We start from the raw sequence: 14168 nt of genomic DNA on the forward strand, positions 1-14168 counted from the left end.
CCTTTCCGGCGATCCCGCCGTTCTCAGCACGGGATCGCCGGGTGTTGTTTTAACGTGAGCCGCGCTGCATCAACAGACTTAACGCGGCGGGCAGCACCGTGAGCGTTACCAGCGTACCGCTGATCAGACCGCCAATAATCGCCAGTGCCATGGGCCCCCAGAAAACCTGATGGGCGATGGGGATCATGCCGAGTATTGCCGCACAGGCGGTCAGCAGAATGGGACGTGCACGGTGATGGGCAGCCTGCCGGATTGCCTCACCCGCGGACAGTCCGGCCCGGCTATTCGCATCGACTTCACTGATCATGATCACCGCGTTGCGGATGATGATCCCCGCCAGGGCAATAATCCCCAGCAGCGCCACGAACCCCAGCGGTGTGACAGCCGGCAGCATTGCGGATACGATGCCGGGCAGGCCAAACGGTGCCATGCTCAGTGCCAGCAGCATGCCGGAGAAACGTTGCAGCTGAATCATCAGCAAGACCAGCATGACGCAGATCGTCACCGGCAGCAGAGCAAACACTGAACCGTTGCCTTTATCCGATTCGGCTGCCACGCCACCTTCTTCAATACCGTATCCGGCCGGCAGCGAGGCGCGCAGGGCGGCGACGGCTGGTGCGAGCTGCTGCGAGACCTGTTCAGCCCGCTGACCGGGCGCAATATCGGTCTGTACGGTGATGTAAGCCAGCCGCTGACGTCGCCATATTACCGGGTCATCCACTCCCCAGTTCAGGGTTGCTACCTGTCGCAATGGGATTTTCTGTCCGCTGGCATTGGTGATCATCAATCCTGCCAGTGTGTCAGTGTCCTGCCGCTCCGGGTCATTGCTGCGCAGCACGACGTCGATCAGACGGTTACGATCGCGCAGGGTGGTCACCACGCTGCCGGACATCAGAGTATTCAGTGCGGTGGCTATCGTCTCGGAAGAGAGTCCGGCTGCGCGGGCTGCGGTCTGGTTCACCGCCAGCGTCATGACCCGTTCTGGCTCTCCGGCGGTAAGATTGACCTCGCGAGTCAGCGGTGAGCGGGCGATCAGCGCCGCCAGCCGATCGGCCGCCTGCCGCACCCTGGCATTATCCGGGCCGGTGATGCGATATTTCAGCGGCCAGCCGACCGGTGGCCCCAGCTCCAGCGGCGATACCCGGGTAGTGATATCACTGAAATCCACCGCCAGCTTCTGCTCCAGCCTGCTGCGCAGCCGATCGCGTGCCGCCAGATCTTTCGCCACCACCACCAGCTGCGCGATGTTTTCATTATCCAGCAGCACATCCATCGGCAGATAAAAGCGTATCGCGCCCGAGCCAACGTAGCTGGTGTAGTTCGCCACATCCCGATCGTTGCGCAGCATCTGTTCCAGCTGTGCGGTTCGGCGGGTGGTTTCAGCCTGGGCTGCACTGGCGGGAAGCGTCAGGCTGACCAGCAGCTCGGGCCGATCCGACGCAGGGAAAAACTCACCCTGCATAAAAGTGGTGGCGTAAAGGCTGACCAGCAGCACCGCCATCGCTGTGCCAATCGTCACCAGCCGGTGACGCAGAATCATCTCCAGCAGCCGGTGATAGCTGCGCGTCAGCACGCCCGGCGGCTTATCGGCCTTGATGTGCCTGGCCGACAGCAGCCAGCAGCCGGTGAGCGGAGAGAAGATGACCGCGACGACCCACGAGCAGAGCAGCGCCAGGGTAATCACCACAAACAATGAGTAGCAATATTCTCCGGCACTGGAGGCGGCGAACCCGACCGGAATGAACCCGGCGATCATTACCAGCGTACCGGTCAGCATCGGAAATGCGGTGGTTTTAAACGCATAGGTGGCGGCCTGCCACTTGCTGTCGCCCGCTTCCAGTCGCGCCACCATTGCCTCGACGGTGATCATGGCATCATCCACCAGCAGCCCCAGCGCGATGATTAGTGCGCCAAGCGAGATGCGCTGGAGTCCGATGCCTGCCATTAACATGCCGGTAAAGGTCATTGCCAGTACCAGCGGGATCGCCGCCGCAACGACCAGACCGGCACGCAGTCCCAGTGAGACAAAGGAGACGGCTAACACGATGACGACTGCTTCGCCCAGTATCCGGACAAAGCCGCTGACCGCGTTTTTCACCACGGAAGACTGGTCGGCCACGCGGGTCATAGTAATACCGTGCGGTAACTGACTGGCCAGCATCTGCATGCGCTGACTGAGTTGCTGACCGAAATCGAGCATGTTGCCGCTGCCGGCCATGGAGATCGCCAGCCCGATAGCCGGAACGCCGTTAACCCGAAACGTCGGGACTGGTGGTTCGGCAGGTTGCAGGCTGATGGTGGCCAGATCGGTCAGCGGAATAAAACGCTCACCGATATGCAGGGTAATCGCCCGCAGATTTTCAACCGAAGTCAGGGTGCCGCTGACCCGCAGCGCAATATTCTCGCGGTCGGTACGCAGGCTGCCCGCCGGGACGACATCGTTCTGAGCTTTAATGGCGTCGCTGACCTGCTGTAAATCGAGCCCCATGCCGTTCAGCTTGCGCGGCGAAAAGGCGATAACCACCTGCTGCTCCTGTACACCTAGCAGGCTGGTTTTACCGATGTCGGGCAGACTGGCCAGATTGCGACGCAGGTTATCGACCCGGTCGCGTAGCTCTCTGGCGGTAAAACCCTCCGCCGTGAAGCCATAAATGGTGCCGAAGGTGTCATCAAATTCGTCGTTAACGGCCGGACCCTGCACGCCTTGCGGCAGTGAAGGGGCAACATCCTGCATCTTTTTACGCAGCTGGTACCAGATGCCGGCCACCTGAGAGGGCGGCGTGTCATCGCGCAGGTTGACATAGATGACGGTTTGTCCGGCGCGGGTTTCGCTCTCAACCGCATCCAGCGACGGGATCTCCTGCACTTTCTGTTCCAGTACGTCAGTGAGCAGTTGCACCGTGGTGTTCACATCAGCGCCTGGCCATTGGGCTGATATTACGGCGGTTTTGATAGTAAACGCCGGGTCTTCATTGCGTGACAGATGTTCATAGCTCAGCACACCCGCCGCCATGACCAGCAGCATGAAAAAGATCACCAGTTGCTGATGCGCCAGCGCCCAGCCGGAGAGGTTAAAGCCAGACGTTTTTTTCATGGAGCCTCCTGCGAAAGCGCCACTTTTTCGCCAGGTTGCAGGGTGCTGACTCCGGCGGTGACGACGCGCTCTCCCGGCTTGATCCCGGCAGTGACGAAGATTTGCTGCGCGTTAAAGCGGGCCAGCACTACCGGACGAAGCTGCAGGCGTGACGCCGCATCAACGACCAGCAGCGCGGGTTTGTCTGCGGAGCGGGTCAGGGCGCTGGCGGGCAGGGCGATGACCGGCGGCTGCGCATCGGGAAGGGTGACAATGACTGTGGCACCGGGTGCCATCGCCTCAGGCGGCTGATTCAGTGAGATGCGCAGCCGCCATGTGCGGGTCTGTGGATCGGCCTGCGGGCTGATGTCACGCACTGTGCCACTGGCCTGCACGCCGGGATCGGCGAGCAGCGTCACTTTCAGCGGTGTCCGATCATCAGGATGCAGCAGCGCAGGCGTTGTCAGGTCAAACACCGCATCGCGTGCATCCCCTGCTGCCAGCGTCATCACATTTTGTCCGGCGCTGACCACCTGACCTGGCTGAACCGTGATGGCGGTGATCCGGCCTGCTGCAGGCGCAGTCAGCTGAGTCCAGCTGAGGTTATCCTGGGCATTTTTCAGAGCCGCTTCGCTGCTGAGACGGCGGGACTGTGCGCTCTGCCAGTCCGCCTGGGCGCTGTCCAGCTGGCTGCGGGCGATGGCCCCTCCGGGCATCAGCAGCCGCATCCGATGCAGGTTAAGCGCGGCGACCCGTTCGGCGGCGCGTGCGCTGTCGAGATCGGCCCGTGCGCTGCTTAGCTGATTGCGTGACTGATCATTTTCCAGCGCTGCCAGCGATTGCCCGGCGCTGACGCGATCGCCCAGCTCAACCGCACGGCTCACCACCCGGCCATCCAGTCTGAAGGCTAGCGCGACCTCTTCATGAGCGCGGATTTCGCCAGTCAGCACCAGCGATGCATCACTGCTGAGCGGTGGAGCAATCACCGATTTAACCGGGCGGAGCGGGGCGGCAGGCGGAGCAGAACTATTGTCCCGGCAACCGGTCATGATGAATACCCCGAGCAGCACGAAGATGATCGGCGCAAAGATGTGAATACCGAAGAGATGACGCCACACCTGGCGGGCAGCATCCGATAAGAAGTCTGTCATAACCGGGTTCCTTTAATGAGTTGTGCTCATTGAACCCGGCATGTGTCCAGAAACGTTCCATGAACCATCAAGAAATGGTCAAGCCAGAACAATTTATCTCGTCGGCAGCGTTATCCCGATCAGCAGACCGCCGTCGGCGGGCAGTGTGGCGTGAAGCGACCCGCCGTGCGCCTCGACAATCGCTTTGGCAATCGACAGTCCCAGACCGCTGCCGCCGGAGTGGCGGGCGCGTGAGGAGTCAGCGCGGGTAAAGCGGTCAAACAATTGCGGCAGGAAGTCCGGCTCCACACCCTGACCATAATCGCGGAAGGTCATTATGATCGCCTGATCGTTCTGGCTGGCCGTGATCAGCAACGCGCCACCGTCGGCAGCGTAGCGCATTGCATTCTCACAGATGATGGTCACTACCTGGCCCAGCCGGAAGGTATCGGCATACAGCCGCAGATCGTTGGGTGATGTCACGCTGATGGCAATCCCCGCCTGTTCTGCCTGCGGCAGAAGCCAGCCGGAGCGCTCGCGCAGTAACTCGCTGAGATTAAACCACTCGCGGTTCAGGGTAAGCTGCCCGGCATCCGCCAGTGACAAGAGATGCAGTTCGTCTGTCAGGCGATTGAGCTGCGTCAGTTGCTTCATGATCATCGCCAGCTGTTGCGGTTCGGCAGGAAAGACGCCATCCAGAATGCCCTGCAGGCGGCCCATTGCGGCCGTCAGTGGCGAGCGAAGCTCATGCGCCATCGCCACATGCGAGGTGCGCAGCTCACGCTCGTAACGCGCCAGCTGCTGCGTCATCTGATTAAAATCTTCGGTAAAGCGCACCAGCTCCTGTGGGGCTTCTTTTACGATTACCGCCGATCGGCCAAATTCGCCTTTTGAAACCGCTCGCGCCGCGGTAGCCAGCTGGCTGAACTGCGCCGACAGCGGACGGGCGAAACGCAGCGCCATCAGCACCATAAACGGAATCGTTACCACGACCAGCACGATCACGGTAAGCCAGTCCGACGAGGCCAGCGACGGATCGGAGAAGTTGATGCCCCACCACTGGTCCATAATCTGATGAAAGCGCACAGGATCGCTGGCAGGGTGGTGGCGCAACCGGGTGAACTCATCCAGCAGCGCGGGCGGCATCCGGTAATAGACCCAGTACGCTTGCACTGCGAAGCGCAGCCACATACAGATGGCAATGAGCACCACGCTGCCAATCGCCAGAAACAGCACCCGGATGCAGATCCAGCGCCACAGTGAGGTATGCGTATCGTTCTTCATGGCTGTCTGAACCGGTAACCGACGCTGCGCACTGCCGGTAAGACATCAGAGATGCCCGCGGCTTCCAGTTTGCGACGCAGGTTATAGACGTGGGTATCGACCACCCGCTCAAGCGCATCGCTTTCCGGCAGACAGTGCTCCAGCAGAAACAGGCGGGTAAACGGACGCGTCGGAGCGCGCATCAGGGTGACCAGCAGGGAAAATTCGGTCGGTGTCAGATCGAGGCGGCGCGGTGAAGCACTGTCACTATCGACCACTGCGGTGAGTGCCACCGGGTCCACCACTAAACCTGCCCAGCGCAGGGTTTCTGCAGCGGGTACCTGACTCTGCTGGCTACGGCGCAGTACTGCCTGAACGCGCGCCACCACTTCGCCCGGATGATAGGGTTTGACCACGTAGTCATCCGCGCCATAGCGCAGTGCGCCGATGCGGTCCGGCGCATCACCCATCGCGGTTACCATGATCACCGGGGTATCGTCACGACGTCGCAGCGCTGCCAGCACTTCAGTGCCGTTCATGCCGGGCAGCATGATATCCAGCAGGATCAGATCGGGCTGCCAGCGTCTGGCGGCATCCAGCCCGCCTGGCCCATCACCGGCAATCATGACCTCATAATTTTCACGTTTCAGGTAGGCCTCAAGTACGCCCGCCGCATCAGCATCATCTTCAATTATCAGTACACGTTTTGACTGCATTTTCGGATCACCTTGACTGTTTCTTCATAAATCCCTGGTCGTTAATTGACACTCGCCTCGCATACTCCGGCCATTGACGCGGCTCTGAACCCCTCAGCTCCGCACCTGATGTGATAATGAGGAAACGTGATGATAACCGGAAAAATAACGCTGCACATGGTCTGTTTTTCGCTGGGATTCAGTGCCGCGACTGCCATGGCTGATGAGAGTACCACGCCGCCGCCCAGCGTCACGCTGGGCATTGCAGGTATCAATGCACCACGCTATAGCGGCGCAGATAAGCAGCACTGGCAGCTGATGCCGGTGATCCAGGCACGCGACGGGGCCTTCTTTTTAGACTCACAGAAAGGCATTGGCTATGACCTGCAGGCAGATAATGGACTGTATCTGGAACATACGCTGTGCTACGGGCTGGGCCGTTCTGACCAGAATTCATCCTGGCGTGACGGGGATGACCGGCTCAGAGGCATGGGGAACATCGACGCAACGATGAACACCGCGCTGGCGCTGGGATGGTCGGTAACGCCGTGGCTGGTGCTGGAGGGCAAAGCGACGCTGCCATTAAGTGATAGTCAGGGTGTGCAGTACCGGACTTCCGTAACCCTGATCCCCTGGCAGACCAGTGACGATACCGTGGCACTGCAGGTGGCGGGACTGTTTGGCGACGGGCGTTATATGAATACCTGGTATGGCGTTAACCGCAAGCAAAGTGCGCGCAGTGGTTTTGAACGCTATGACGCCGCGGGTGGATTTTATGGCACCGACACCAGCCTGACCTGGAGCCATCAGTTCACACCCGCCTGGGCGGCCAGTGTGATCGGTGACTACAGCTGGCTGGATAAGCATGCTTCAGATAGCCCCATCGTTGCACGGCACAACGGCGCATCGGCCACCCTGGCATTGAGCTACACCTTCTGAATGGCACCATGAAGAAAAGTGAGATGCGCAGCCACCGTCTTTTGCTTGCGGCACTGATTCTGTTGTATGTAGTGGTCTATACCCTGACAGGCGTGGCGCTTAGCCTGTTGGATGCGCCGGGACGGGGATAGGGAGCGAGCGGTATAAACAGCGTGATCGGGCTGGTTATGCCGTGACTTAAATAGAAAATTAACTTTTCGTAAAGCGGTTCAGACATTAATGGTCAGCGTTAGAAGTTTCGGGTACATCCGGAGGTTTTAATTATCGCTATATAAATTGATTAAGGTGGTTAATTTAGATTGCGTCATAATGCATCTTGCTAATAAATTTTTTAAAAGAGCATTGGTGTGGTTAATCTATATGGACTGGGCAAGGTTTAAATATTATAAATTAAAATCTGTTCCATTAAGATAGCCTCTTCGCTGTGGTAGCAGCGCATGGAATTTACAGGGGCTGAACTGATGAAAAATAAAAAAAGTGCTACACCTCATGATGCTACTTTTCGACAGTTTCTTAAGCATCCGGATGTTGCCAGAGATTTTATGCAGATCCACCTTCCGGAGAAATTGCTTAAAATCTGCGATCTCACCACACTGAAGCTTGAGTCCGGATCATTTGTTGAAGACGATTTGCGTCAATACTTCAGTGACGTTTTGTATAGTCTCAGAACCTCAACCGGTGACGGATATATTCATGTTCTGATTGAACACCAATCCACCCCTTACAGGCATATGGCATTCCGCCTGATACGTTATGCGGTAGCCGCTATGCAGCGCCACCTTGAAGCTGGCCATAAAAAGCTGCCTTTAGTCATACCTGTACTGTTCTATACCGGTAAGCGCACTCCCTATCCGTGGTCGACCCGCTGGTTCGACGAATTTGATGATCCGGTAGTGGCGGAAAGCCTTTATAGAGGCGCCTTCCCGCTGGTGGACATTACGGTCATCCCGGATGATGAGATCATGACTCATCGCAGTATGGCCGCCCTGACGCTTTTGCAGAAACATATTCATCAACGCGACATTGCAAGCCTGACTGACCATCTGGTCACGCTACTCATGGCCGATTATCTTTCTTCACCCCAGGTGATGACGCTGATACACTATTTACTGCAGGCTGGTGAGTCAGCTGACTACGAAGCTTTCGTTCGCGAACTGGCACAGCGGGTGCCACAACACGGAGACGCACTGATGACCATCGCACAGCAGCTTGAACAAAAAGGGATCGAAAAAGGTCGCGCAGAAGGTATCGAGCTTGGTGAACGGCGTGGTATTGAGAAAGGTCGTACTGAAGGGCAGCGTGAAGCTACCCTGAAAATTGCGCGCACTATGCTACAAAACGGCCTTGATCGTAAAACTGTCATAGAAATGACCGGCCTGACGTCAGACGATCTGGCGCAAATACGACACTAATATAAACAAGAGTAAACCCGGTCATGACCGGGTTATCGTTTTGAATACCGCACCAGATAAATCATCATAATTATCAGAAAGGTGTAACCTGCATACGTCCTGAACTACAAGCCATTATTTGTCTGGCTGACGCTGCAGGAAATTCCAGGTTGCGCCCAACATGCCGGAGTCGTTGCCGTAGGTCGCGGTATCAATGCGGATATCAAGATCATATTTTGCCAGTTGCTCTGCCAGTTCCTCGAGGAACGGTTCCCGCTCGGTAATTCCACCACCGATAAATATCATCTGCGGATCGAACACGCTGAAGAGGTTATATAAGCAGGCTGCAAGATCCTGGTAGAATTTATTCACCACCTGCTGCGCGGCTTCTTCTTTGCGATCGTATGCGTCAAAGACATCTTTACCTGTGACGTCGTCGGAAGATTTTTCGATGAGCTGGCTGTAATTCTCCCGAAGCGCCGTCATGGTACAGCTCTGGCTCATGGTGTGGCGTTCAATATTGCTGCTGGTGGGGCGCGAAGTCAGCAGGCAACCAAACTCGCCCGCGCGATTACGACCGCCCCGGATCAGCGCGCCGTTGCAGAAGGCCGCTCCGCCTAATCCTGTGCCGATAGTTAACATCAGAAAATCACTGAGTTTTTTTGCTTTGCCCAGCCACTGTTCAGCCAGTAAGGCGCAGTGGGCGTCATTTTCGACCGTGGCAGGCAGTGAGGTTTTTTCCGTCAGCCACTGGCTCAGATGAAACTGGTCGAAGTCCCGAATGGTGCCACCCATGGCGATATATCCAGCTTCTGCATCAATATAACCGGGCGTGCTGACGGCGATGCCAGCACAGCCGGGATTTTTCTCCAGCCAGGCCAGGATCTCATAAAGTATTTTGTCGCGTGAATTATGGGAAATATCAGCACTCTCACTGGTCAGAATATTTCCCTGCTCATCAATCACGCCCATTTTTAAAGAGGTACCACCAATATCGAAAGCTGCAATCTTCATTAACGTTCTCTGAGGTTGTTTTCATCCGATTAATTGTAGTGCTGAAAGAAAAAGGGCAGGAGGGCTGGCGGAGGCAATTTTGTCAGGAAAGGTACAGATTTATAAAGCGAGTGTTGTACAGAGGGTGTTTTGATAAACCCCGGCACACAGGGAACAGCTGTGCATGATTTTTCAGGACGTCCGATGTATTACCCGCGCTAAGAGGGTGTCTGGCAGCGCGGGCTTAATCGTCACACTGCAGTCATTGCCACTTACGCAACAGGAGACTGGCGTTGACGCCGCCAAAACCAAAACCGTTCGACATGGCATAAGTCAGCGCCGTGGGACGTGCATTGAGCGCCACCAGGTCCAGATTGCCTGCGGCTTCATCGGGATGATGGAGGTTCAGCGTCGGCGGAATAAGCTGCTGCCGCAGCGCCATCAAGGTGAATATCGCCTCAACGCCGCCTGCCGCACCCAGCAGATGGCCGGTGGCGGATTTCGTTGAGGCGATCGCGACCTGCGAATCATCGCCAAACACTGCACGAATAGCCGCCAGCTCACCGTGATCGCCAACCTGAGTTGAGGTTGCGTGTGCGTTGATATGCTGCACGTCTTCCGGGCTAATGCCCGCCTGACGCAGGGCGGTTCTCATCGCCCGTGCAGCCCCGCTGCCATCCTCCGGACCCGCGGTTAAATGGTATGCATCGGCGCTGGTGCCATAGCCGACAATCTCCGCCAGCGGTGTCGCGCCGCGTGCTTCGGCATGGGCCAGTGACTCAATCACCAGCAGGCCTGCACCTTCGGCCATCACAAAGCCGTTTCTGTCACGATCAAACGGACGTGAGGCATGGTGCGGCTGATCTTCATAGCCCACACATAGCGCACGTGCAGCCGCGAAACAGCCCAGCGTGACGCGATCAAGCGCCGCTTCTGTGCCGCCACAAATAGCAATGTCCGCTTCACCGCTTCTGATCAACCTGGCTGCATCACCAATTGCCTGAACTCCCGCCGCACAGGCGGTAACGGGCGCACCCAGCGGGCCGGTGAAGCCGTGTTTGATCGAGACATGACCCGCGGCCATGTTGGCCAGAAACGAAGGTGCTGTAAAGGGTGAGAGCCTGCGCGGCCCGCGTGCATCGGTGGTGCGCACCGCGTCGGCAATGGCACCAAAGCCGCCGACGCCTGAAGCAATAATCGTCGCGGTACGTTCACGCGTCGCCTCATCTTCAGGATGCCAGGCTGCCTGATTCAGCGCTTCTTCTGCTGCCAGCAGCGCGAATTCTATAAAGCGCGACATCTTTTTACGCTCTTTCGGCGCAATGAACGCTTCGGGGTCGTAACCTGCCAGCGGATCTTCATCGATGCCCGGCACGCTGCCACCTACTGAAATACCGGTGCCAGCAGTAAGCGTATCGGGAAGGGTACGTATACCTGATTCTCCAGCCGTTAATCGCCGCCAGACGGTTTCAACGCCACAACCCAGTGGCGAAACGATGCCCGCGCCGGTAATGACAATGCGTTGTGATGAGGCTAAGTGACTCATTGGATTACTCCCGTAGAGAGTCCGGACAGTGATTGAAATGCTGCCGCAGACAATGGATACACGCCTTGAGCGCGGAAGGTGAGACCCTGCGTAGAATGGTGCGATGGACGAACGCAGGGATGGAATAGAGCAGAGAGAGATAAGCTTAGCAGCATCAGAATCCTGAGCGATAACCAGACAGAGTGCTATCGTTGCTCTTGTGACTAAATAAGTCAATAGTCACTTCATGCGCATTGTTCAGGGCGCAAGGCTACGTAACACCAGCGCTGCCAGTTGTGCAGAGGCTTCTTCAGCGTCATCAAGGCTGTACTGCAGCAGTACCGGACTGGCGTAGGGTTTGATCACCCGATAGATTGCCTCCGCCGCTTCGTCAGCCGGGGTTTTACGCTCAAACTCACCTGCTTCACGCCCTCGGCGCAGGATCTGCTGAATCAGGCTGAGCAGTCGTTCTTCATGCGCCATCGCCGACGGCCAGCGGTCACGCGACGCGACGGCAGCAATATCATAGAGTTTACGTTCGTGAAAAAAGAGTTCAGTGCCGGTGACGGAAAGCGTGCGGAACAGTCGCCGCAGTTGTTCCGATGCTCCAGGCGCATCGGCGATAGCGACTTCGACGTGCTGCATAATCATCGCCAGCCGGGTGGAGCAGATCACTTCGCCAATCGCCTGTTTTGATTCAAAAAATTTGTAGATATACGCTTTGGAAAAGCCGATAGCACGGGCGAGATCGGAGACGGTGGTTTTTTCGTAACCATAATGCGCGAAGTGCTGCATGGCAGCATCGACAATCTGGTCACGCACATTGTGCCCGGCCGGGCCGCGTGTGCCATTTTCCGTTACGGATTGAGTCATTGTCAGAACCTGGCAGATCAAAGGTGGGTGAAAAAATTCAGTGACCACTGTTAAGGGTGGTCACATTTTAGGCCCTGTTGCGATCAAAAGCCATATTTTGAACGGGCTGAATGTATGCTGGTGTTGCTGAGTGCCACCAGCCGGTTATTGGCGCAGCGTATCTATAGAGATATTCCAGTGATTGAGCTTGTTATAGAGCGCCGTGCGAGAAATGCCCAGCAGCTTAGCGGACTGCCGCAGATTACCCCCCTGCGCGCGAAGGGTCTGCAGGATGCAGGCTCGTTCATTATCCTGCAACAGGCTGCTGGCCGCTGGTCTGTTTTCGGCTGCGCGCGTCACCATCGCTGGCGGCAAATCGGCAAGGTCGATGATGCTGCTCTGGCAAAGATTAACGATCCGCTCGACCAGATTTTCCAGCTCGCGCACGTTGCCGGGCCAGTGCCATGCCTGCAGGGCGTTCATTGCTTCAATGCTCACCTGCGGAGGCGTTTTATTCAGCCGCTGACACAGGGCGTGAATGAAGGTATTCACCAGATCAGGAATGTCGCTCTGGCGTTCACGCAGGGCAGGGATGGTCAGGGAGATAACATTGAGGCGATAGAACAGGTCACGGCGGAAAGCACCCTGTTCCACTGCACTGAGCAGATCGCAATGGGTTGCCGCCACGATGCGGACATCCACTTTCAGCGGATGCGCCGCTCCGATGCGCAGCACCTCACTCTCCTGCAGCACGCGTAGCAGGCTGGTCTGTGCCTCCAGTGGCATTTCGCCAATCTCATCCAGAAACAGCGTGCCACCGTCGGCCAGCTCAAATTTACCTGCCGAACCGCCGCGCCGTGAGCCGGTGAACGCGCCATCGACGTAGCCGAATAGCTCACTCTGCACCAGGTCACGCGGCAGTGCGCCGCAGTTAACCGCGACAAAGGACTCATGCGCCCGGCTGCTGGCATTGTGGATCGCCTGAGCAAACAGCTCTTTACCGGTTCCGCTTTCACCGGTCAGCAGAACGGTACTGTCACTGCGACTGCTGGCGCGGGCATCCTGAAGAGCCTTCTGCAGCGTGGGTGCCTGACCACGAATCATCTCAAAGGTATAGCTGGCGCTGACGCCGAGCACACGACGGGTAATGGCACGGATGCGCTGATTTTCCCGCAGCGACAGGATGCGACCGCCGTCCGGTGCCGGCATCAGCGAGACCAGGCATGAAACACTGGGTCTGCCATCGGGGCGGAACACCATCTCGCGGTCATTACAGCAGGGCAGTGTGAGCAATGAACCGGACTGGGGCTGCAGCACCTGATCGATCAGGGCGTTGTCGGTATCAATACCGGCAAAGATCTGACGAGCGTAGCGGTTCAGGGTTTTGATGCGCCCGTCGCGGTCGCAGACCACAACGCCCTCATTCAGGGTCTCCAGTATCGACTGCTGCTCGGCCAGCAGACGGCGTAAGGTGAGTTGCTGGCCAATTGCCTCTGCGGCAGCCTGCACGGTGCCCAGCGTATGGGCACTGAAATTGTCAGGCGTGGCGGTCAGCGTCAGTACGCCGGTCATACGACCGCTGGCATCACGGATAGGAGCTGCGGCGCACTGCCGGTTACGTTCACGCAGCGCGATTTTCCAGTTTTCTCCGCTGAGTACATAGACCAGCCGCTGCTCTCGCAGGCAGCGCGCGGTGCAGTTGGTGCCGAGCACCTCCTCACGCAGGATGCTGCCGACCGGAGTCAGGTCGCTGCCGCAAAAACTCAGTACGATGCCTTGCGCATCTGTGAGATTGATATGACCATCGGGATTGTAAGCCAGCAGGTTCTCCATCACGCTATGCGCCACAGTAATCAGCTCACTGTTATGACGCAGAACGGCGGCCAGCTCCGTTGGATCGGAGGCACTGTACTCAAAAGATACCGGATCGATGCCATGTTCGTGCGAGCGGTTCCATGACTGCAAAATACTGCGGCGGATCCAGCGCGGCTGTTCACCCTGGCTAAATGCCTGCCAGCCCCGGGCAAACCGAGCTTCCCACTGTGCCGCATCACCGCCTTCCGGCAGGCTGAATATGGCATCGCTCTCTTCTTTATTAGGCAGCAAATCATGCAGAGATTGCATTTCACTCTCCCGTGGTCGATGGAATGTCCATTTTAATGACATGTTAAGTTGACATGTAAATTTTATTTTCAATCAGGACGCGCCATCTGCGAGCGCGTTCACATAAAAGCCCGCTTTAAAACTGGCATCCACTTTGCAACGCTGACATTAACTCTCACCTGTCAAAAACAATGGGAAAGTTAA

11 protein-coding genes are annotated in these 14168 nt (G+C 57.3%); 3 read left to right on the plus strand and 8 right to left on the minus strand.

All coding sequences use genetic code 11. From position 1 onward, the window contains the following. Positions 1–49: 49 nt before the first annotated feature. The 4 genes from HFD87_RS19220 to HFD87_RS19235 form a co-directional block, all read right to left on the minus strand. Positions 50–3094 (minus strand): efflux RND transporter permease subunit, encoded by a 3045-nt coding sequence (locus HFD87_RS19220; RefSeq protein WP_167423808.1) that lies wholly within the window; start codon positions 3092–3094, stop codon positions 50–52. Then, positions 3091–4224, minus strand: coding sequence for an efflux RND transporter periplasmic adaptor subunit (locus HFD87_RS19225; RefSeq protein WP_010256842.1), 1134 nt, complete (start codon positions 4222–4224; stop codon positions 3091–3093). Before HFD87_RS19225 ends, HFD87_RS19220 begins: the two co-directional genes overlap by 4 nt. A gap of 93 nt (positions 4225–4317) precedes the next feature. Continuing rightward, positions 4318–5487 carry a cell wall metabolism sensor histidine kinase WalK gene (locus HFD87_RS19230; protein WP_167423809.1) on the minus strand — a complete coding sequence of 390 codons (1170 nt, stop codon included), beginning with the start codon at positions 5485–5487 and terminating at the stop codon, positions 4318–4320. After that, on the minus strand, positions 5484–6182 hold the full coding sequence (locus HFD87_RS19235) for a response regulator (protein WP_010256840.1): 699 nt from the start codon (positions 6180–6182) through the stop codon (positions 5484–5486). The genes HFD87_RS19230 and HFD87_RS19235 overlap by 4 nt, the downstream gene beginning before the upstream one ends. A 129-nt stretch (positions 6183–6311) precedes the next feature. Between HFD87_RS19235 and HFD87_RS19240 the strand changes: the two genes are divergently transcribed. The 3 genes from HFD87_RS19240 to HFD87_RS19245 all read left to right on the plus strand — a co-directional run bounded on the left by HFD87_RS19240 (position 6312) and on the right by HFD87_RS19245 (position 8512). Continuing rightward, on the plus strand, positions 6312–7100 hold the full coding sequence (locus tag HFD87_RS19240; RefSeq protein ID WP_167423810.1) for a MipA/OmpV family protein: 789 nt from the start codon (positions 6312–6314) through the stop codon (positions 7098–7100). 8 nt (positions 7101–7108) lie between these two features. Then, entirely contained in the window at positions 7109–7231 is a 123-nt protein-coding gene (locus HFD87_RS23095; RefSeq protein WP_254920079.1) for a hypothetical protein, read from the plus strand. A gap of 330 nt (positions 7232–7561) precedes the next feature. Beyond that, positions 7562–8512, plus strand: a complete 951-nt coding sequence (locus HFD87_RS19245) for an Rpn family recombination-promoting nuclease/putative transposase (protein ID WP_167423811.1) — start codon at positions 7562–7564, stop codon at positions 8510–8512. A gap of 114 nt (positions 8513–8626) precedes the next feature. On the opposite strand, the gene HFD87_RS19250 is transcribed toward HFD87_RS19245, so the two are convergent. The 4 genes from HFD87_RS19250 to HFD87_RS19265 all read right to left on the minus strand — a co-directional run bounded on the left by HFD87_RS19250 (position 8627) and on the right by HFD87_RS19265 (position 13985). Further along, complete coding sequence (locus tag HFD87_RS19250; RefSeq protein ID WP_167423812.1) at positions 8627–9505, minus strand: ROK family protein; 879 nt, start codon at positions 9503–9505, stop codon at positions 8627–8629. Positions 9506–9746: 241 nt separating this feature from the next. Further along, the gene (fabF, locus tag HFD87_RS19255; RefSeq protein WP_033759862.1) at positions 9747–11030 is read right to left on the minus strand and encodes a beta-ketoacyl-ACP synthase II; all 1284 of its coding nucleotides are present in this window, start codon (positions 11028–11030) and stop codon (positions 9747–9749) included. Between the two features lie 237 nt (positions 11031–11267). Further along, positions 11268–11882, minus strand: a complete 615-nt coding sequence (locus HFD87_RS19260; protein ID WP_010671991.1) for a TetR/AcrR family transcriptional regulator — start codon at positions 11880–11882, stop codon at positions 11268–11270. 144 nt (positions 11883–12026) lie between these two features. Next, the gene (locus tag HFD87_RS19265; RefSeq protein ID WP_033786420.1) at positions 12027–13985 is read right to left on the minus strand and encodes a sigma-54-dependent Fis family transcriptional regulator; all 1959 of its coding nucleotides are present in this window, start codon (positions 13983–13985) and stop codon (positions 12027–12029) included. Positions 13986–14168: the final 183 nt, after the last annotated feature.

The organism is Pantoea sp. EKM21T (assembly GCF_011800405.1).
GTDB lineage: Bacteria > Pseudomonadota > Gammaproteobacteria > Enterobacterales > Enterobacteriaceae > Pantoea > Pantoea agglomerans.

Excerpts from the sequence above, each read along its gene's own strand:
- HFD87_RS19250 (WP_167423812.1), bottom strand. The coding sequence starts at position 9,505 with ATGAAGATTGCAGCTTTCGATATTGGTGGTACCTCTTTAAAAATGGGC.
- HFD87_RS19220 (WP_167423808.1), bottom strand. The coding sequence starts at position 3,094 with ATGAAAAAAACGTCTGGCTTTAACCTCTCCGGCTGGGCGCTGGCGCAT.
- HFD87_RS19240 (WP_167423810.1), top strand. The coding sequence starts at position 6,312 with ATGATAACCGGAAAAATAACGCTGCACATGGTCTGTTTTTCGCTGGGA.
- fabF (WP_033759862.1), bottom strand. The coding sequence starts at position 11,030 with ATGAGTCACTTAGCCTCATCACAACGCATTGTCATTACCGGCGCGGGC.
- HFD87_RS19230 (WP_167423809.1), bottom strand. The coding sequence starts at position 5,487 with ATGAAGAACGATACGCATACCTCACTGTGGCGCTGGATCTGCATCCGG.
- HFD87_RS19245 (WP_167423811.1), top strand. The coding sequence starts at position 7,562 with ATGAAAAATAAAAAAAGTGCTACACCTCATGATGCTACTTTTCGACAG.
- HFD87_RS23095 (WP_254920079.1), top strand. The coding sequence starts at position 7,109 with ATGAAGAAAAGTGAGATGCGCAGCCACCGTCTTTTGCTTGCGGCACTG.
- HFD87_RS19235 (WP_010256840.1), bottom strand. The coding sequence starts at position 6,182 with ATGCAGTCAAAACGTGTACTGATAATTGAAGATGATGCTGATGCGGCG.
- HFD87_RS19265 (WP_033786420.1), bottom strand. The coding sequence starts at position 13,985 with ATGCAATCTCTGCATGATTTGCTGCCTAATAAAGAAGAGAGCGATGCC.
- HFD87_RS19225 (WP_010256842.1), bottom strand. The coding sequence starts at position 4,224 with ATGACAGACTTCTTATCGGATGCTGCCCGCCAGGTGTGGCGTCATCTC.
- HFD87_RS19260 (WP_010671991.1), bottom strand. The coding sequence starts at position 11,882 with ATGACTCAATCCGTAACGGAAAATGGCACACGCGGCCCGGCCGGGCAC.